Below are 20824 nucleotides of genomic sequence, written 5' to 3' on the forward strand. Positions count from 1 at the left end.
CTATTAGATGATTAGCTTTTTAGTGTAGACCAATGGTATTTGAAAATCGTTGACAAGCATAATTGAGTGTTTGTAAGTGATCTGGTTTCTGTTAAAATCAAGAACAGGATTTCATTTGCAAAAAACAATAAAAAAAGCTCCCTGGGGCGAGGAGCTTTTAAATGAACTAAAATTGTTTTGGATAATAATTTTATCTTTGGGGAACGATGTAATTATTACGTTACAAATTTCGATTAGTTTTCAGACTTTTCTTTAACTATTAGATGATTAGCTTTTTAGTGTAGACCAATGGTATTTGAAAATCGTTGACAAGCATAATTGAGTGTTTGTAAGTGATCTGGTTTCTGTTAAAATCAAGAACAGGATTTCATTTGCAAAAAACAATAAAAAAAGCTCCCTGGGGCGAGGAGCTTTTAAATGAACTAAAATTGTTTTGGATAATAATTTTATCTTTGGGGGACGATGTAATTATTACGTTACAAATTTCGATTAGTTTTCAGACTTTTCTTTAACTATTAGATGATTAGCTTTTTAGTGTAGACCAATGGTATTTGAAAATCGTTGACAAGCATAATTGAGTGTTTGTAAGTGATCTGGTTTCTGTTAAAATCAAGAACAGGATTTCATTTGCAAAAAACAATAAAAAAAGCTCCCTGGGGCGAGGAGCTTTTAAATGAACTAAAATTGTTTTGGATAATTTTATCTTTGGGGGATGATGTAATTATTTCATTACAAATGTCGATTAGTTTTCAGACTTTTCTTTAACTATTTAGATGATTAGATTTTTAGTGTAGACCAATGGTATTTGAAAATCGTTGACAGGCATAATTGAGTGTTTGTAAGTGATCTGGTGTCTGTTAAAATCAAGAACAGGATTTCATTTGCAAAAAACAATAAACAAAGCTCCTTGTGGCGAGGAGCTTTTAAATTAGATTAAAATTGTTTTGGATGATAATTTTATTGTTGGAGTAATACAATTATTACATCACAAATGTCGGTTACTTTTTTGTTTTTCACTTTAACTATTAGACGACTAGCGACTTACTGTAGATAAACAACCTTTTTAAATCGTTGATAAGTATAATATAGTGCTTGTTTTGCTCGTTAACTATATTTTATTAAAAATGAAGTGAAGGTGGCAGACCTGATAAGCCAGATAAAATGTTTTAGGAATACTAGTGTATTTTGGCAATAATGTAGAAATGTCACTTTTTAGATTATCTGCATTATCCTTTTTGAAAGTATAATCTTTCATTAATAAGTAAAAAACTCTTTTTTATTACCTTTTAACGATAAATTAATACCATTCGACTACAGTTTTGAGCAATTTACCGATATATATGCAAAGTAAAATAAAGCTATAACTAAATTTGATTACTAATTTAATAAAAAACGACATGTCAAAGCCATTAAATATATTACTAATAGAAGACGATGCTATTGAGGTTATGAAATTTAATAGAGTTTTAGCCAACCTGCATCAAGTCCACAAGATAATAGAAGCCAACAACGGTGAAGAAGCACTTGAAATACTCAAAAACAAGGTCATCATCCCGGATATAATTGTATTAGATCTTAATATGCCAAAAATAAATGGACTAGAATTTTTAGGTATTCTTAAAGCTGATGATGTTTTAAGATACATCCCTGCCATAGTGTTAACTACTTCTAACAACCATAAAGACGTTTTAGAATTTTACAGAATAGGTATAGCCGGCTACCTGCTCAAGCCATTAAAATATGAGGAGTATGCAGATAAAATAAAAAAAATGATTGAATACTGGACTATAAACGAGTTGATATCTCAATAAAAGCATAATGTACGGAATAATTTATAAGGCTTTTGAACAATATGTAAAAGATAATTTTGCGCTAGAGACATGGAACTTTATTCTGTCTCAAAGTTCATTTGCTATGGATAATAAAACAATCGATCAGCCTTATAATGATGCAAAAACGCTTCAATTAGCACAAATATTATCAAGAAACACCAATGTACCTGTAGATAAAATTCTTTTGCAGTTGGGAGAATACGTTGTAAAGAAAAATCGTGAGAAATATCTGTTAATATTGGAGTCAAGAGATAAAAACTTAAAAGATTATTTACTAAATTTACCTAACTTTCATAACCGGATGTTGTTAATATACCCAAAACTAACTCCTCCTGAATTTAAAATAACTGTAGTAAACGATACTATTTTAATGTTGCACTATTACACCAGTACAACCGGAATGAAAGAGTATATTCAAGGGTATCTTAATGGACTAGTGAAAGCATTTGAAAGCAGTGTAGTAGTTGAACATGTTGTATCCAGACAGTCAAACAAATTTGAGGATGTCTTTAAAATAAGCTGGTAAGGTGTATGGATTCAATTAATTTTACTCATGAAAGGTTTAATGAAATTTTCCCTTTTTACATTTTGTTTGATCAGCAAATGCGTATTTCTTCTTATGGAAAAAGTTTGAAAAAAGTTTTACCTTCCATAAAACAACAAACAAAAGTTTCGGATTATTTCGCATCCAAAAGACCTTTTTTGGAAAAGATAGATACACAAACAATATCTGAAAACCTAAATCAACTAGTAATTTTAGAATGTATAGGAGATAATAAATCCCTCATTAGAGGACAGTTTATTATTGTAGATAATCATTTTTTATTTATCGGTTCACCCTGGTTAACATCGGTTGAAGAGATAAAAAAGAACAATCTGACCCTTTCTGACTTCGCTAATTATGACCCGCAGCTTGACTTATTGCAAATACTAAAAAATCAGGAAGTAAAGAATCGTGAACTTAATGAATTACTTCAAATTAATGACCGGCAAAGAGAAGAGATTAATAGGGACAGGGAGGAACTAAACCGACTTTCATTAGTCGCAAGCGCTAACAAAAATGCTATAGTTTTTACCGATTCTGATGCAAAAATATTTTGGTGTAATGAAGCATATCATAAAATCACAGGATTTACAAAGGAGGATATTTTAGGGAAATCTCCTATTCAAGTTGGTAAAACTTTTAATACAGATAAAGAGGCTATAAAAAAAATGGTCAATCTTTTTATGACTGGCGAATCATTTGATGTAGAAATTACCCATGGACGTAAAGACGGATCTTATTTTTGGACTCGCACAAAAGGACAGCCTGTTTATAATGAAAACGGCAAAATACTACATTATTTTGCTATAATTGAGGATATTACAGAAGACAAAAAGAAAGACGAGCAATTAATTCTGTTGTCATTAATTGCAGAAAAAAATATCAATGCCGTTATAATTTGCGATAAAGAAGGAAAAATAGAATGGGTTAATTCTAGCTTTACTGCTATTTCAGGATATAATGCAGAAGAAATTAAAGGTTTGAAACCGGGTAAATTACTTCAAGGTCCAGAAAGTAATTCTGAAACAGTTGCATATTTAAGTCAACAAATAAAAAAAGGAGAACCATTTAGCTCTGAAATTATTAATTATTCAAAAACAGGAAAAAAATACTGGGTAAAAATCCAGGGACAGGCATTGTATAATAAATGGGGAGAAATTTCTCGTTTTTTTGCCATTGAAGAGGATATTACAGAACGTAAAATACTTGAAGAACAAAAGGAACAGCTTTTAGCAAGTTTAGAGAAAAGTAATAATGATCTTGAAGAATACGCTCAAATTGTATCGCACGATCTTAAATCACCTTTAAGAAGTATTAACTCTTTAATTTACTGGATAAAAGAAGACAATGAAGCTAAGTTAGGAGAACAATCGATGCAGTACCTGAAACTGATAGAAGGTAAAATCGAAAAAATGGACCGGCTCATACAGGGAATACTAACATATTCTAAAATAAATAACGAAAATACTCAAATTTTTGAACCTGTTAATATTTTAGAAGTGATAGAAAATATTGTAGATACAATTGATATCCCTCAAAACATAATGATACAAGTGTCTGATCATATGCCAGTCATTAATGCAGATAAGTTCAGAATACATCAACTTTTTCAAAATTTAATAGGAAATGCAATCATTTACAACGATAAACCTGAAGGCATAATTCAGGTAAATGTAGAAGAACATGAATTACATTATATTTTTTCGGTAAAAGATAATGGTCCTGGTATTGCTGAAGAACATTTTGAAAAGATTTTTAAAACATTTCAATCACTCACAAATAGCGAAAGATCTACAGGTCTGGGATTATCCATAGTAAAAAAAATAGTTAATTATTACAAAGGTAAAATTTGGATAGAAAGTAAGTTAGGTTATGGTACCACATTTTATATACAGCTAAAGAAATAAAATTATGAAAATAGTGCAAGCTTTTAAAAGAGATGATATTGGATGGAATTATCTTACAGATAAAATTACCCTGAAGGATCCACTAGTATTGGTATTTGCAAACAGATTGCTGCTTGAAGACGAACAGTTTTTAAAGGATATTAAAAGAGAATTCCCTTATGAACATATAGTTTACGGCTCTACAGCTGGTGAAATTGCCGATATTAATGTGCACAATGATGCTGCGACAGTAACAGCTATAGAATTTGAAAGAAGTAGTTTCGTAATTAAAACCGGTAATATTCTAGACTATAATAAAGATGGTGCTGCTCTGGGGAAAAGTTTGTACTCAAGTATGCCAAAAGAAAACTTAAAACATCTTTTTGTACTATCTGAGGGAAGCTTCATTAATGGGAGTTCATTAATAAATGGACTGGAAGACGCTATCGATTCAAACTTATCAATAACAGGAGGTATGTGCGGTGATGATGCAAAATTTGAAAAAACCCTTGCGTCTTATAATGAAAATCCAAGAGAGGGAGAAGTTGTATTAATTGGTTTTTATGGAGAAACATTAGAAATTAGTTTTGCCAGTTATGGAGGATGGCAGCCATTTGGTCCGGAAAGAATAATTACACGTTCTGAGGGAAATATTTTGTACGAGATAGATGGGCAGCCCGCATTAGAACTATATAAAAAATATTTAGGAGAAAAGGCCAGTGAACTACCGCAATCCTCCCTTTTATATCCACTAAATGTTACACCTCCAGGAAAAGAAGATGCGTTGGTAAGGACAATACTTAATATTGACAATGACAATCAATCCATGATCCTGGCTGGAGATGTACCGCTTAACTCAAAGGTACAGCTCATGATGGCATCAGTAGATGGTATCGTTGAAGGTGCAAGTTTAGCAGCGCAGTATGCTATGAAAAACAGGGTTACAAAACCAAGCTTGGCAATTCTTATCAGTTGTGTTGGGCGCAAACTTATAATGGATCAACGTGTTGAAGAAGAAATTGAAGAGGTAAAATCAGTTTTAGATACTCAAACGGTTTTAACCGGTTTTTATTCTTATGGAGAAATAGCACCTTTTTTTGCAAGTACCAAATGTCAATTACATAATCAAACAATGACTTTAACACTTCTTAGCGAATAATGAACCTGAATTCTTTATTAAAAAGACAAATAACAAAACACCTGGGAGGTGCTGTTCCTGATGGATTTGAGAGTTTCTTAAATGCAGTGAACAATTCATATATAAATTTTGATGAGCAAATTACGTTGCTTCAAAGAGCAATGAAATTTAGTTCAGAGGAGTTGTTCGAAGCCAATGAAAAATTGAGGGAAGAAGCGCGTAATCTGAAAGAAGTCAATAATAATCTTGAGTTCATTTTAAGCTCAATGAATCTTGATGTAAATAATGATTCGTCTGAATCTAAAAAAATCAGTGCTACTGAGTATATTAAACTACAATCTGAAGAAATAATTAAAATTAACAAGCAGCGTGAAAAACTCCTCAAAAACCTTGAATTACAAAATCAGGAGTTAAATGATTATGCACATGCAGTATCTCATGATCTAAAAGCTCCTTTAAGAAGTATAAATACACTCATAGAATGGTTTATTACTGATAATAAAGACAGACTTACTAGTGATAATTTAAATTCATTAAATCTTATTTTACTTAATGTAGAAAAAATGGATCTGCTAATAAAAGGGATTTTAGACTACTCATCGATTGATAAACTGCAATCTGAAAATAGAATTGTTGACTTTAACGTACTTTTGGATGAAATTATCAGAACAACTTTAGTTCCTGATCATTATGAAATAAAACTGCAGAATGACCTTCCTAAACTATACGGTAATTATTATAGATTTGAACAGCTTTTTGAAAACTTAATTAATAATAGTATCAAATATAACGATAAAGAGAAAGGATTTATTGAAATTGGATATAAAATAAACAAAGACAATTTACACGAGTTTTATGTAAGAGATAATGGGATGGGAATAGACAAAGCCTATTTCGATAAGATCTTTAATGTTTTTACAAAACTGGATAGTTCTGGGAATTCATCAGGAATAGGGCTTTCTATTGTAAAAAAAATCATCCAGTATTATAACGGTGAGATATGGGTAGAAAGTGATTTGGGTCATGGAAGTACATTTTTCTTTACGCTCAATATTAACGACTCTGCCAAAACTTAGGTAAACATAAAAAATTCCATAAAAAATGGGAAAAAGTTAAATGACTAGTCCTAAAATAGTCAACCTATTTTAGGACTAGTCATTTTTATAAATCAGGTATTTATACGTGTTTTTATTTTATTTTTTTAAACTTAAATTTAGGAGTGATTATTTAAATAATTTCATATTTGCCTGAATACATTTTTTGCATTTTAATATAGTTATGCTTTCAATACTTTATTCTGATTAATAATGTTTCTTAAAAAGTAAAATTTATGAAAAATATCTGTTTCTCCATTAAAGATGCTTCTAAGATAAGCTACTCATTAATAATAATTGCAGGAATTCTTTTTCTAAATTCTTGCAGTAAAGATCCTGCCGAAATTCCTACGGATCCTGACAATATTACGATTGACAATTTAAAAGCTTCCTCAGCATTTAACTGGAAGAATACAAAAGATGCCAAAATAACCATTCGAACCAAAGATAATCAAGGAAATGCTGTCCCTGACGTTAAAGTAAGCGTTTGGACCAATTTTGAAGAAGAAAACGGTAAAGAAATTATCAATGGAATAACTAATCAACAAGGAGAATTTGTAGTAGATTATACATTCGAGGCAGATATGACAGAAGTTGTTCTAAAAACCGATTTTATTGGTTTTGTCCCTGAAACAAAAGTACCAATAGAAAATGGAACGGTAAATTTTACATTTGGAGGAACAAGAGATACACAAAAAAGTCAAAAATATAGTGCCTCCCCGTTTTATTCAGAACTAGAAAAAAAACTTCACAGTAAACTGAATGCTAATGTCAAAATTAATTATATAGGCACTTATAATAATAATGGGGTTCCAGGTAATTTGTTGGCTAAACCTGATATAATAAACAAAGATTTCCTAACAGATGTCAACAATGCATTACCTGAAAATATGCCTGTACCTACCTATCATCCAGAGTATCTTTTAGGAAATAATCAACATAACCTGGTGATTTTAGATAAGGCTGAAGTATGGATCACTTTCGTTTCTGAAGGAGCTGGGTATAAAAATGTATTGGCATATTATACCTATGACAGGGATTTTCCGCCTCAAAAACCTGCAGATATCAAAGAATGTTTTGTGATTTTTCCTAATGCCTCTTTCGCCGGTTCAGGAGGCGGGCTGTATTCAGGTGATAAAGTTTCTCTTGGGACTTTTGAAAAAAATACCGTAATAGGCTGGATGCTGATGCGAAATGGATGGGATGATAAAACCAGACAATCAACAGAAGGATTAGGCTTATTGTATTCTAATTTAGAGTTAAATCCAGAGTCAGATATCAAAAACCGACAGCATACGGTCATGCTTTATGATGATAAAAGAAGTTTGTTCGTAATTGGTTTTGAAGATTTAATTCGTCCGGGTGGAGATAATGACTTTAATGATGCTGTTTTCTATGCTACTGCAAATCCAATACAAAATGTTGAAAAAATGGATGTTCAAAAAATAAATGCTGAACGAATTGATACTGATAAAGATGGCATAATAGATAGTTCAGATGACTATCCAAATGATTCAAAACTAGCTTTTAATAATTATTATCCCAACAGTAGTACGAACGGGACACTTGCTTTTGAAGATTTATGGCCATCAAAAGGAGATTATGATTTTAATGATTTAGTGATTGATTATAATTTTAATAGAATTACAAATGCTCAAAATAAGGTAGTTCGTTTAAAAGCAACATTTACAGTCAGAGCCATCGGTGCGAGTCTTCAAAATGGCTTTGGTTTTTCCATTCCAGGAGTAACTCCTCCCCAAATTGCATCAGTTACTGGAACAAAATATACAGAAGGATACATTAAAACAAACAGTAACGGAACTGAATCTGGCCAAAAAAATGCTACTATTATAGTTTTTGACAATGCATGGAAACAAGGTTCTGGCAACACTAATCCCAGCGAGCCATTTGTTGCTTCTCAACCTATAGAAATTACTGTTGATTTGGTGAATCCTATTGATGCGAGTTTATTTGGAATGGCACCCTTCAACCCATTTATTATTGTGAATAAAGAAAGAGGTAAAGAGGTTCATTTGCCAAATTATGACCCAACAGATTTGGTCGAAAAATCCTATTTTGGTACTTATTCAGATAACACTCAGTCAGCAATAGGGAAATATTACAAAACAAAAGATAATTTACCATGGGCTCTTAATTTTTCAAATCGTTTTGAATATCCAATTGAAAAATCAAAAATAGATGCCTCTTACTTAAAATTTATAAATTGGGTTTTAAGTAATGGTGGGGATTATAAAAACTGGTATAAAAACGAACCTGGCTTTAGAAATAGTTCCAATATTTATAATAAACAGTAAGATAAAAACGCATATAAAAGGATGATTTATGTCATACAAAATTCTTATAAGTCTGAAATTATGCGAAAATAATTTTGAATATTTATTTCCAACGAAAGTATAAATTATGGAGAAGCCAAATTTCAGTTATATTTCACAGCTTTCGGGAGGTGATAAAGTTTTTGAAGAAAGAATATTTAGAGTTTTAAAAATGGAGTTTCCAGATGAGAGGGAGTCATATCTTAATAATATTTCTAATGCAAACTTCAATTTAGCGGCAAATAATGTTCATAAAATTAAACATAAAATTAGTTTGCTGGGTCTTGAGAAAAGTTATGAATTGGCATCAGAGCATGAGATAAACTTAGGTGAGGGAAATGCTGCTCTACATCATAGTTTCAATGAGATATTAACCACCATGACAGTATTCTTTGATAAAATCTGAGACAGTCATTAGTCCGGCCTAGTAAGATATTTAAAATCTCATCTCACTTATCTTTACTTCTTTTATTCATTTAATATTTTATAATAAAATTACTTTAATTTCTTATAACAAATGGTGTAAAAAAGCTTTATGTTCTAAATCTAGTACGAGGTATTCATTAATCTGGATTTTTTTACAGGATTTTACAAATACTTCGATATCGACTAAGAGTTATTTACAATAGCAATAGTTAAGTTATAAATTAAGATTTGCAATGCGCATGCTAATAAAATTGCATTAATAGATATTACGTAACTTTTTTAATACAAAAAGATCTTTTTTAAAACATCATTATTGTAAAAACACGAACTATATATCATTGATTTTTTAGGACTTATATGTAATAATGTAATATTTTTTTTATTATATTTGAGAAAAGAAGGATTGAGATTTTATTACAACGTGTTTATTCCAATAAAAAGTGAAAGTTTCATTTCCTTAATGCAATTCACATACAATAATTGGTTTTGAAAATCTAATAAACTATAAACTTTGAATATTATGAAAATCGTAATTGTGGGAAGCGGCTATGTTGGACTTGTAACTGGAGCGTGTTTTTCTGAGGTAGGTATTGATGTTTCGTGTGTTGACATTGACCAAAATAAAATAGACAACCTTAATAAAGGTATTATACCTATTTATGAACCAGGTCTGGAAGATATGATTGCAAGGAACATGAAAAAGGGCCGATTAAGTTTTACAACTGATTTAGCAGAAGCCTTACAACATGCAGAAGTTTTATTTATTTCTGTGGGTACACCTCCTGATGAGGATGGTAGTGCAGATTTAAAATATGTTCTTGCCGTTGCTAGAGAATGTGGCAAGCACATTAACGGTTATTTATTAGTGGTTACAAAAAGTACTGTGCCCGTAGGTACTTCTGCAAAAGTAAAACAAGCATTACAAGAGGAGTTAGATAAAAGAAATGTTGATATAAAGTTTGATGTAGCATCAAATCCGGAGTTTTTGAAAGAAGGAGCAGCAATTGACGATTTTTTAAAACCAGATCGGATTGTTGTTGGAATAGAAAGTGAAAGAGCCGAAGATTTATTGAAGAGTTTATACAAGCCATTTACACTTAATGGTCATCCCGTAATTTTTATGGACATTGTTTCTGCAGAAATGACAAAATATGCAGCAAATTCAATGCTTGCTACGAAAATTAGTTTTATTAATGATATTGCAAATCTTTGTGAAATTGTGGGTGCAGATATAAATAAAGTTAGAAAAGGTATCGGGGCAGATTCTCGTATAGGACAAAAATTTTTATACGCAGGAATTGGATATGGTGGTTCCTGCTTTCCAAAAGATGTGCAGGCTTTAATAAAAACAGCCAGTGAATACAATTATGATCTACGGGTACTGAAAGCTGTTGAAGAGGTCAACAAAGACCAAAAGCTAGTACTTTTTAATAAAATAATGAATTATTTTAAAGGGGATGTTAAAGGTAAAACCATTGCATTGTGGGGACTATCCTTTAAACCTCAAACTGATGATATGCGTGAGGCACCATCATTGAGTATAGTAAAAAAACTTTTAAAAGCTGGAGCAACAGTAAAAGCTTATGATCCAATTGCGATTAATGAAGCTAAACATCATTTTGGAGACACTATTTCTTATTGTGGGGATCAATACGAAACGTTAATTGACGCAGATTGTTTAGCCATACTTACTGAATGGCCGGAGTTTAAATTCCCGAATCTTAAAATTGTTCACAAATTGCTCAATACACCTGTCATTTTTGACGGTCGTAATATATATGACAGAGATGAAATTAGAGAGAATGGTTTTGATTATTTCTGTATAGGCATAGATACTGTAAAAAATGCTGTAAAATTAAATTCCTAAACTATGTCTCGAAAAAAAATTCTTATAACTGGCGGTGCTGGTTTTGTAGGATCTCATCTTTGTGATCGTTTATTAAATGAAGGAAATGAAGTGTATTGTTTAGATAATTTTTTTACCGGGCAAAAACAAAACATTATACACTTGATAGATAATCCTTATTTTGAATTAATCCGTCATGACGTTACGTCTCCCTTCTTTATAGAAACAGATGAAATTTATAATTTAGCATGTCCGGCTTCCCCGATTCATTATCAGTACAATGCGATCAAAACAATGAAGACATCAGTAATGGGAGCTATTAATATGCTAGGGCTTGCTAAACGTGTAAACGCTAAAATATTGCAGGCATCTACCAGTGAAGTGTATGGTGATCCCTTAGTTCATCCACAACCTGAGTCTTATTGGGGACATGTTAATCCTATAGGGGAGCGTGCCTGCTATGATGAAGGAAAACGTTCAGCAGAAACCTTGTTTTTAAACTATCACAAACAGAATAATGTCAAAATTAAAATCATTAGGATTTTCAATACATATGGTCCGCGAATGCATCCAAATGACGGACGTGTAGTTTCTAATTTTATTGTTCAGGCTTTGCAAAATCAAGATATAACAGTATATGGGCAGGGTAATCAAACCCGAAGTTTTCAATTTATTGATGACTTAGTAGAAGGTATGATAAGGCTAATGAATTCAAAAGATAGTTTCATAGGGCCTGTAAATGTTGGGAACCCAAATGAATTTACCATTCTTGAACTAGCTAAAAAAATAATAGAACTAACAGGTTCCAGATCGGAAATTATTTATAAGCCATTGCCATCTGATGATCCCATGCAGCGTCAACCAGATATTTCGTTGGCAAAAAATGAACTAGACTGGTCACCCAGGATAAATTTGGATGAGGGACTGATAAAAACAATCGATTATTTTAAAACAGTTGTTTAAATCTTACAATACTAATAAAATAGTTTAAAAATACTTAAAAGCAAAAATTATGAAAAAGAAAATTTTAGTAGTAGATGATGAAGTAAGTATTTGTCTTTTATTAGAGAACTTCCTTTCTAGGAATTATGAGGTAGTTACAATTAATAATGGTCTGGATGCCCTGATATGGTTAGACAGCAGTATTCCGGATTTAATTATTAGCGATATTCAAATGCCAAATATGGATGGCTATGAATTTTTAACAAAACTTCGCCAGCGTGGATTTACGAAGCACACTCCCTGCATTATGCTCTCAGGAAAATCGGAAAGTAAGGAACGTATAAAATGCTATAAATTAGGTGCTCAGGATTATTTAACAAAGCCTTTTAACCCTGAAGAGCTTGACGAATTAGTCAAAAAAAACCTGTATCCAATTCATTATGCCATAGAGTGGTAAAGATTTCAAAGCCTGAAAATTTAATTTTAAAGACCTCATCGTATGAAGCTAAGCTTTAATATTTTATACATTGGAAATTTTCCTTCCTATTTTGATATTATAGAGGAAAAAGATAAATGGTCAATAATTACTTTAGAAAATAGTGTTAAGGCTACCAATTACCTGAACACTCAAAATCACCCCGATATCATTATTTGTGATTATAATTTGCCAGGGAATAATGGCGTATATCTTTTCGATTGGATCAGAAAAAAAAAAGAATTTGACAATATCCCGTTTATACTTTTATCGAAGGAATTTAATGTTGATATTTATAAATTAGCATTTGGAAAACAAATTGATGACTTTTATGTGACTTCTGTGACAGAACCAGACGATATTTTAAGCAGAGTTGAATTTCTTTGTCTCCATAAAAATCATTCGAAAGCAAAAATAGCACAAAAAATCCCTGAGCAAAGTTACATAATGCCTTTGTCTAAACGTATTTTTGATGTTGTTGTAGCATCCAGTGTTCTTTTATTAGCTTCGCCATTTTTACTACTTATTATACTTGCTATACGATTAGAATCAAAAGGGAAAGTATATTACATATCAAAAAGAGTAGGGCGTAAGACATTTGACTTTTATAAGCTTAGATCAATGCGTACGGGTTCAGACGAGCTTTTGAAAAAATTAGCTCAGGAAAAAAATCAATACAAAAAAGAATCAGCAATAGCTACCAGTAATCCTCTTAATATTCCTTGTCCTAAATGTAGCGAATTGCCTGCAGGAGAATCATGTTCACCTTTGATGTATATAGAAAATCACGTCATTTGTGACTACTGGTTTAATGTTCAAAAGCGGGAAGCCGCAAAAAATAATTCAACTTTTGTAAAAATTGTCAATGATCCACGTGTTACTAAAGTCGGCAAGTTTATTAGAAATACAAGTATAGACGAATTGCCACAGTTAATTAATGTATTGAAAGGTGATATGTCTATTGTAGGTAACAGACCACTGCCTGTTTATGAAGCAGAGTTATTAACAGCAGACGAAATTTCAAAAAGATTTCTGGCTCCTCCAGGGATTACAGGTTTATGGCAGGTAGAATTAAGAGGTAAAGGCGGACAAATGTCTGAAGAGGAAAGAATACGTCTTGATAATGAATATGCTGATCATTTTAAAGGAGATAATTATTCCTTTTGGTATGATATAAAACTCATTTTAAGAACAATACCTGCTTTGCTACAAAAAGGTTCAGTTTAAAAAAGGTTAGCTCCCAAATAGTATATATGAAAAAGAAATTCAAAATAATTATCCCTTTTGCTTTATTAGTATTTTCATTCAATTTTACAAAAGCACAAACAATAGAATTTAATAATCTTTCAATGAATGAAAGTGAATCTGAATTTCCTCCTCTGAAAACGGTTATCGATTCGGTATTAAAACGAAACTCTATGCTTAAATTCAGAAAGAATCATATAGGTGTAAAAGAATCTACATTAGAATCAGAGCGTATCTATTGGACAAGAAATATGGGACTTCAGGCTGATGGCAGGTATGGTACCTTAAATAATTTTTCAAATAGTGAGGATGGTATTTCTAACACTGCTTTTTCTACACTTTCAAGACAATATAATTATAGCGTAGGTTTTTATGTAAAGTTTCCGGTGTTTGATATGCTAAACAGAAAAAACCAGATTAGATTGGCCAAATTTGAGGTTGATGAAGCAAAAAATATGGCTGAATTTCAGGAAGATGAAATAAGACAAACGGTTATAAAACTATATCAGGATTTAATTCTAAAACAAAAATTACTTCTAATAAGGTCCAAGAGCCTGAGTGATGGTAAAATTAATATGCAGATGGTTGAGAAGGAATTTCGAAATGGTGTTGTTCCGGTTTCAGAATATGTAAGGATAACGGGTATGACTTCAAATTTAGAGGCTGATTATGAAATGGCAAAATCTGAATTTATCATTGCCAAACAATTACTTGAAGATATGGCAGGATTTGTATTTAATTTAAAAAGTTCAAGATAAATAGATGAAAATAATTGATTTCATAAGACTAATATTAAGACACTTGGTACTTTTGATTATAGTACCTTTATCTCTTGCTTTATTAGTCCTTATTCTTACTAATAAACCTAATTTTGAATACACATCTCAAACGGTTCTTTATACGGGACTCGCGACAGGTTCTTCAATTGAAATGGATAAAGCATTCAATTATTTCGCTACTAATACCGCTTTTGACAATTTAATCAATATTATTAATTCAAGAGAGACTCAAGAAGAAGTAGCTGTACGATTATTAGCTACACATCTTATGTTACCTAAGGCTAATCCAAAGTATATCTCAAAAAAAATGTTTGATGAGTTAAAATTAAAAGTGCCAAAAGAGATTTATAATTACATTGAAAAGGGTGCCAATAATAAAAATTTTAAAACGGATAGTTTAGCCGTTAATAGTCCGATTCCACCCGAAATTAATAGATACAATTACGAAAAGACAGTCAATCGATTAATGAAATTAATGAAAAGCAGTAACGATAACTATATTTATGAGCTGCTTAATTATGAAAATGACAAACATTACTCTATTAAAGCTTTATCAAGTATCCAGGCTATTCGCATCAATAGCAGCGATTTGATAAAGATGACTTATACAGTCGATGATCCCGGTATTTGTCAGCAAACACTTGAAATTTATAATGCAGTTTGCATAAAAAATTATAAAAATATAAAAGAAAACAGATCAGATGCTGTAGTTAAATACTTTCAACAGCAACTTGCTATGGCAAATAATGATTTAAAACTAGCTGAAGATAAACTTCTTGAATTTAATAAGGCTAACAAAATTATAAACTATTATGAACAAAGTAAGGCTGTAGCAGTTGTCAAAGAAGATATGGAGGTTGATTATAACAATAAAAAAGCTCAACTAGCCGGCACAGAGGCATCAACTAAAAAAATTGAAGAAAAGTTAAATGTACAAGACTACATTCAAAATGAAACTAATAAGATTCTTGAAAAAAAGAAATTACTAGGATACCTTAACTATCAAATTGCACTCAACGAAGCAAATTTAGAATCAAATGCAAGTGAAAATATTTTATCTAATATCAATACTTTAAAAAAAGAAAAAGAATCTTTAAATAATGAAATCAAAAAGAGTGTCGATGAAATATACAGCCATAATAATACTATTGATGGTGTCCCATTAACAAAAACACTTCCAGACTGGATGAATACAGTTGTTGAGTCTGAAAACCTTAAGGCCAAAATAAAGGTAATGGATAAACAAAATAAGGATTTTCAAGAACAATATGCTACTTATGCACCAGCAGGTGCTACTATAAAGAGATTAGAACGGGAAATTTCAGTTTCAGAACAAGGGTATTTAGAATTACTACACGGATTAAATTTGGCTAAACTAAAACTACAAGACAATGAGATGTCTTCTAACATAAAATCTATTGACCCTCCTTTTTATCCCTTATCGGCCAATCCAACTAAAAGAGGACTGCTCATTGTTGGTGCAGCTTTTTTAGGCGGTATTTTAACTCTGGGAATTATTTTGCTGATGGAGTATTTTGATGATACTATAAAGAATGCTGGAAGAGCAAGCAAGCAATTAGGACTAAAATCGTTAGGTATGATGCCTAAAATAATATTAGATCCTGGAAGTGTAAATCTAGATTTCATCCAAAAAAGACTAATTGAGATAATTACTCAAAATATATTGCAATACTTTGGTTATCATACCTCTGAGAAAAAAGTAAAAACGATAGTCGTGTTCAGTACTCATAAGATGGAAGGGAAAACCGTTTTAGCAGGTAATATTGCCAGAACATTGAAGCAAGAAGGGAAGAAAATAGTATTTCTAAACTATGATACAAAACAAAAACCTATTAAACAACAAAGAAAATTTTCATTTATTACTAAAATTTTAGGTTATCCAGATCCACGCATAGATCTTAATAATCCTTTTTTGGCTGATGTTTCTGATTACCTTGATGATTCAGAATATCATTCATACGCTATGAATAGTTCGTTCTATAATGCTAAAAAGTATACCGACATTTTAGAGCAAAATAATATTACATTAAATTATACTCCGGACTTTGTAATTATAGAATTACCTTCTCTTATTAATTACAATTATCCGGCTGAATTGATAACGTATGCAGATTTAGGCATTCTTGTATGCAGATCAAACAGAGTATGGTCTGATGCAGATCAATTGGCTGTAAGTAATTTATTAGCCACATCTGCTTCAAAAATTAATGTAATCGTGAATGGTGTTGATCTAAATGAAATCGAATCGGTTTTAGGAGATCTGCCAAAAACAAGAAGTGTTTTCAGAAAAAAAATAAAAGCAATGTTCAAATTTCAATTTTTTTCTAAAAGCCAAATTTAATTAACTACAGAACAGATGAAAACACTCAAAAAAATAGTAAACGAAGATAATTTCCTGTCCTTATCAGGAAATATTGTCATTGCTATTTTAGGCATTGGTGGTTTCGCTTTGCTTGCCAGAAGTTTATCTTTAGAAGTATTTGGTGAATGGGTTTTGTTTATGGCAGCTGGTTCATTTGTAGAAATGTTTAGATTTGGTATAACGAATACCGGTTTGATACGTTATCTTTCCGGAGCCGATGATTCATTGAGAGTTAAACTAATTGGTTCTAACGCACTAATAAGCTTAGGTGCTACAATTTTAGTTACATTAATTTTAGTTGTTTTTAAATTATTATTTCCGGAGGCAATTCAAAATTCTGGATATACTATATTTTTTAGCTGGTATCCGTTGCTGGCATTTTTAAATCTTCCCTGGAATATCGCTTTAGTAGTATTGCAGGCTGATAGAAAATACAAGCAAATTTTGGCACTTAAAGCCATAAACAGCGGTTGTTTTTTTTTAATAATCCTAATACATTTTTTAATATTAAATTTAAGTCTAAACCAATTAGTTATAGGCCTAATTATAGTAAATGCAATCACATCAATTATCAGTTTTATTCTGGGCTGGGATGGAATTATCCTCATTAATAAAGCAAGTGTAGAAACCAACAAGACCTTATTAAATTTTGGTAAATACACGACATTTACACTTATAGGAACTAATTTATTGCGAAGCGTAGATACTTTAATTATTAGTCTAAGTCCATTAGGAAGTGCTACAGTGGCTCTTTATAGTATCCCTTTAAAACTAACTGAATTACAACAAATACCTTTACGCAGCTTTGTTGCTACAGCCTTTCCAAAGATGTCTAAAGCTAGTTTACACAATCAAATTAATGAAGTTAAAAGTCTATTTTACACCTATTCAGGAGCCTTGACTTATCTTTTTGTGGCAATAAGTTTATTCACATTTGTATTTGCTGAATTCTTTGTTATACTCATAAGTGGAAATCAATTCTTAAAAACAGATCCCATAACAGGATTTAATGTAGTAGATATTGTTCGGGTATTTTCCATTTACGGTTTATTATTGCCTATTGATAGAATGACTGGAGTTGGTTTGGACAGCATCAATAAACCAAAAATCAATGCCGTCAAGGTATTTGTTATGGTAATTGCTAACATAATTGGGGACTTGGTGGCTATTTTTATATTTAAATCTTTAATTTTTGTAGCAATTGCTTCAATTTTATTTACCATTATTGGTATTTGGGTGGGGATGTACTTTATCAATCAAGAGTTATCCCTCTCATTCAAAGAAATTTTTAGAAGTGGTATAAAGTTTTATATCTCTATTTTTAATAAGGTGACACATAATCGTTATAAAAAATGTGTAAAAATTGAAAATAATTTTTGATAATGAGTGAATATAATGACATAAATCCATTTGAAAACTTTTCTGGCTCCTTGAATATCTCTAAAACAGGGAATTTGATTATGCTATTTAGTATCATGTCAATTTCTGCTCTAATTATAGTAAAATTAGGTATTATTGGAATTGGACTGCTATTAGCTATCATTTTTGGATCTGTCTTTTTATATTATTTATTTTGCTATCCTGTTCTAGGATATTATACTGCAATTGGATTAAACTTTGTCATAATTGGCATAGGAAGATATGTAAAAGGGCTGCCATTAGGTTTTGCAATTGATGGAATACTTGTCCTGACTTATTTAGCATTATTTATGAATCAGTTCAAAACCCGAATTGATTGGACTCCTGCTAAAAGAGATATTACATTTTTATCAATACTATGGCTGGGATATTCTATTTTTGAATTAGTCAACCCAGAAGCAAGAAGTATTCAGGCCTGGATTTCAGGAAGAGGAATCGCTTTCTATCCATTTTTATTCATACCGCTAACCTTTATATTTATAAAGAACGAAAATAGACTCAGCTATTTTTTTTACATATGGGCTGTGTTTTCGATACTGGCAACATTAAAAGGAATCATGCAAATGACTCTTGGAGTAGATGGAGCAGAACAAGAATGGTTAAATGAAGGAAGTTACAAAACACATGTTTTGTTTGGTAAACTTAGAGTTTTTTCGTTTTATAGTGATGCTGGTCAATTTGGTGCAAATCAAGGGTATACTGGAGTTGTTTTTCTGATTTACGCAATGTCACAGCAAAAGAAACTGAGAAAAATATTTTTCATCTTTGTAGGCCTTTTAGGAATTTATGGAATGGTCATATCAGGTACACGAGGTGCTTTGAGTGTACCTATAGTTGGTTTTATGACCTATTTTGTTTTAAGTAAAAATGTAAAAGTTATTATCATTGGCGTTGCATTTTTAGCGATCGTTTTTATCTTCTTCAAATACACAACTATTGCTCAGGGGAATGCTCAGGTACGAAGAATGCGAACGGCCTTTGATCCAAATGATGCCTCTTTGCAGGTAAGGCTTGATAATCAAAAAATACTCAAAAATTATTTAGCGTCAAGACCGTTTGGCGGAGGTATTGGTCATGGAGGTACCAAAGCTCAAAAATACCTGCCAAATGCTTTTTTATCCAACGTGGCTACCGATAGCTGGTATGTCTTAATATGGGTCGAGCAGGGTATTGTTGGATTAATGCTGCATTTAGGCATTCTTTTTTATGTCATGATAAAAGCTTCATTAAGAGTAATGTTTAAAATTCGAGATCCAATGTTGAAATTTAAGATGGCTTCACTTATTGCAGGTATGAGTGGTATTATGATTGCTTCTTATGGAAATGCCGTTTTGGGCCAGATGCCAACTGCTTTATTAATCTATGCAACAATGGCAATTGTTTTAAATTCTGATGTTTATGAAAAGGAAATAGAAGAAAATCAAGCCAAATTACTTAAACAATAAACGCTTAACCATTCAAAGTAATTTAGAAGATACATATCACAAATAGTAATTCTTAAACTTAGCACTATGTATTACAGAAATGTAAAAGACCTAAATAATATTATACTTAAAAGATTAAGTGTAATTCCGCGTAATTTTGATTTGATTGTTGGTGTCCCTAGGAGTGGCATGCTTCCAGCAAATTTATTAGCATTGTATCTTAATAGACCTTATACCGATATCCATTCATTTTTGAATGGGCATATTTATAAAGCAGGCGCCAGGAGCCAGTTTTTTGATATTTCAGAATTTAAAAACGTACTTGTGGTTGATGATAGTATTGCTTCAGGTTCTGCCATGGCTGAGGTTAAAGAAAGTTTAAAACATCTCAATGGGAAATTCAATATAAAATATTGTGCTGTTTATGTAATTCCGGGTAAAGAAAAAATGGTTGATCATTTTTTTGAAATTGTACCCTTACCCAGATATTTTCAGTGGAACATCCTCAATCATACAACTTTAGAAAAGGCATGCTTTGATATAGATGGTGTGCTATGTGCAGATCCTTTGCCAGAACAAAATGATGATGGTGAAAAATATACTGATTTTATTTTAAATGCTCCGCCATTGTTTATTCCGGGAAGCAAAATTGGAACAATTGTAACATCCCGTTTAGAAAAATACCGCAAAGAAACAGAAACTTGGTTAGCTGCAAACAAAATCAAATATAATGAGTTAGTGATGCTGGATTTACCAAACATGGCAGCAAGACAGCGCGCTAACAATCATGGTGAACATAAAGCAAAAGCTTATCTGGCCAAACCTTACGTATTGTTTATAGAAAGTGATTATCATCAGGCTTTAGAAATAAACAGGTTAACAAAAAAACCTGTCTTGTGTACAGAGAATTTCGAAATGATATTTGAATCGGAATCATTTCTGTATAATCTTAAAAGTGGTAAGCATTTGCCTTTTCTTAGAAAATACGCTCTAAAAATAAGAGATATAGTAAGAAAATTTAAATAACAGAAATTAATTAATCTTGATCCCTAACGGTT

16 protein-coding genes are annotated in these 20824 nt (G+C 31.4%); all 16 read left to right on the forward strand.

Going from position 1 to position 20824, the window contains the following annotated elements; translation table 11 throughout:
- Window positions 1–1397: 1397 nt before the first annotated feature.
- The 16 genes from ACNC7R_RS11370 (at window position 1398) to ACNC7R_RS11445 (ending at window position 20792) form a co-directional block, all read left to right on the forward strand.
- A complete protein-coding gene (locus ACNC7R_RS11370; protein ID WP_417941205.1) occupies window positions 1398–1811 on the forward strand; it encodes a response regulator in 414 nt (137 codons plus the stop codon).
- Between the two features lie 7 nt (window positions 1812–1818).
- The gene (locus tag ACNC7R_RS11375; RefSeq protein WP_417941206.1) at window positions 1819–2358 is read left to right on the forward strand and encodes a heme NO-binding domain-containing protein; all 540 of its coding nucleotides are present in this window, start codon (window positions 1819–1821) and stop codon (window positions 2356–2358) included.
- A gap of 5 nt (window positions 2359–2363) precedes the next feature.
- On the forward strand, window positions 2364–4283 hold the full coding sequence (locus tag ACNC7R_RS11380; protein WP_417941207.1) for a PAS domain S-box protein: 1920 nt from the start codon (window positions 2364–2366) through the stop codon (window positions 4281–4283).
- A 4-nt stretch (window positions 4284–4287) separates the two neighbouring features.
- Window positions 4288–5421 carry an FIST signal transduction protein gene (locus ACNC7R_RS11385; RefSeq protein ID WP_417941208.1) on the forward strand — a complete coding sequence of 378 codons (1134 nt, stop codon included), beginning with the start codon at window positions 4288–4290 and terminating at the stop codon, window positions 5419–5421.
- Window positions 5421–6476 carry a sensor histidine kinase gene (locus tag ACNC7R_RS11390; RefSeq protein ID WP_417941209.1) on the forward strand — a complete coding sequence of 352 codons (1056 nt, stop codon included), beginning with the start codon at window positions 5421–5423 and terminating at the stop codon, window positions 6474–6476. Before ACNC7R_RS11385 ends, ACNC7R_RS11390 begins: the two co-directional genes overlap by 1 nt.
- Window positions 6477–6730: 254 nt before the next feature.
- Window positions 6731–8809, forward strand: coding sequence for an LruC domain-containing protein (locus ACNC7R_RS11395; protein WP_417941210.1), 2079 nt, complete (start codon window positions 6731–6733; stop codon window positions 8807–8809).
- 106 nt (window positions 8810–8915) lie between these two features.
- Window positions 8916–9233, forward strand: a complete 318-nt coding sequence (locus ACNC7R_RS11400) for an Hpt domain-containing protein (protein ID WP_417941211.1) — start codon at window positions 8916–8918, stop codon at window positions 9231–9233.
- Window positions 9234–9773: 540 nt separating this feature from the next.
- Window positions 9774–11120, forward strand: coding sequence for a UDP-glucose dehydrogenase family protein (locus ACNC7R_RS11405; protein WP_417941212.1), 1347 nt, complete (start codon window positions 9774–9776; stop codon window positions 11118–11120).
- 3 nt (window positions 11121–11123) lie between these two features.
- The gene (locus tag ACNC7R_RS11410; protein WP_417941213.1) at window positions 11124–12062 is read left to right on the forward strand and encodes a UDP-glucuronic acid decarboxylase family protein; all 939 of its coding nucleotides are present in this window, start codon (window positions 11124–11126) and stop codon (window positions 12060–12062) included.
- Window positions 12063–12111: 49 nt separating this feature from the next.
- A complete protein-coding gene (locus ACNC7R_RS11415) occupies window positions 12112–12498 on the forward strand; it encodes a response regulator (RefSeq protein ID WP_417941214.1) in 387 nt (128 codons plus the stop codon).
- Between the two features lie 42 nt (window positions 12499–12540).
- Window positions 12541–13743 (forward strand): sugar transferase, encoded by a 1203-nt coding sequence (locus ACNC7R_RS11420; RefSeq protein ID WP_417941215.1) that lies wholly within the window; start codon window positions 12541–12543, stop codon window positions 13741–13743.
- A 26-nt stretch (window positions 13744–13769) separates the two neighbouring features.
- Window positions 13770–14519: a TolC family protein gene (locus ACNC7R_RS11425; RefSeq protein ID WP_417941216.1), complete on the forward strand. Its 750-nt coding sequence runs from the start codon at window positions 13770–13772 to the stop codon at window positions 14517–14519.
- Between the two features lie 4 nt (window positions 14520–14523).
- Entirely contained in the window at window positions 14524–16902 is a 2379-nt protein-coding gene (locus ACNC7R_RS11430) for an exopolysaccharide transport family protein (RefSeq protein WP_417941217.1), read from the forward strand.
- A gap of 15 nt (window positions 16903–16917) precedes the next feature.
- Window positions 16918–18303 (forward strand): lipopolysaccharide biosynthesis protein, encoded by a 1386-nt coding sequence (locus ACNC7R_RS11435; protein WP_417941218.1) that lies wholly within the window; start codon window positions 16918–16920, stop codon window positions 18301–18303.
- A 2-nt stretch (window positions 18304–18305) separates the two neighbouring features.
- A complete protein-coding gene (locus tag ACNC7R_RS11440; RefSeq protein WP_417941219.1) occupies window positions 18306–19787 on the forward strand; it encodes an O-antigen ligase family protein in 1482 nt (493 codons plus the stop codon).
- Window positions 19788–19853: 66 nt separating this feature from the next.
- Window positions 19854–20792, forward strand: coding sequence for a phosphoribosyltransferase (locus ACNC7R_RS11445; protein WP_417941220.1), 939 nt, complete (start codon window positions 19854–19856; stop codon window positions 20790–20792).
- The last annotated feature ends 32 nt before the right edge of the window (window positions 20793–20824 follow it).

This window comes from Flavobacterium adiutor, from assembly GCF_048282555.1.
Classification (GTDB): domain Bacteria; phylum Bacteroidota; class Bacteroidia; order Flavobacteriales; family Flavobacteriaceae; genus Flavobacterium.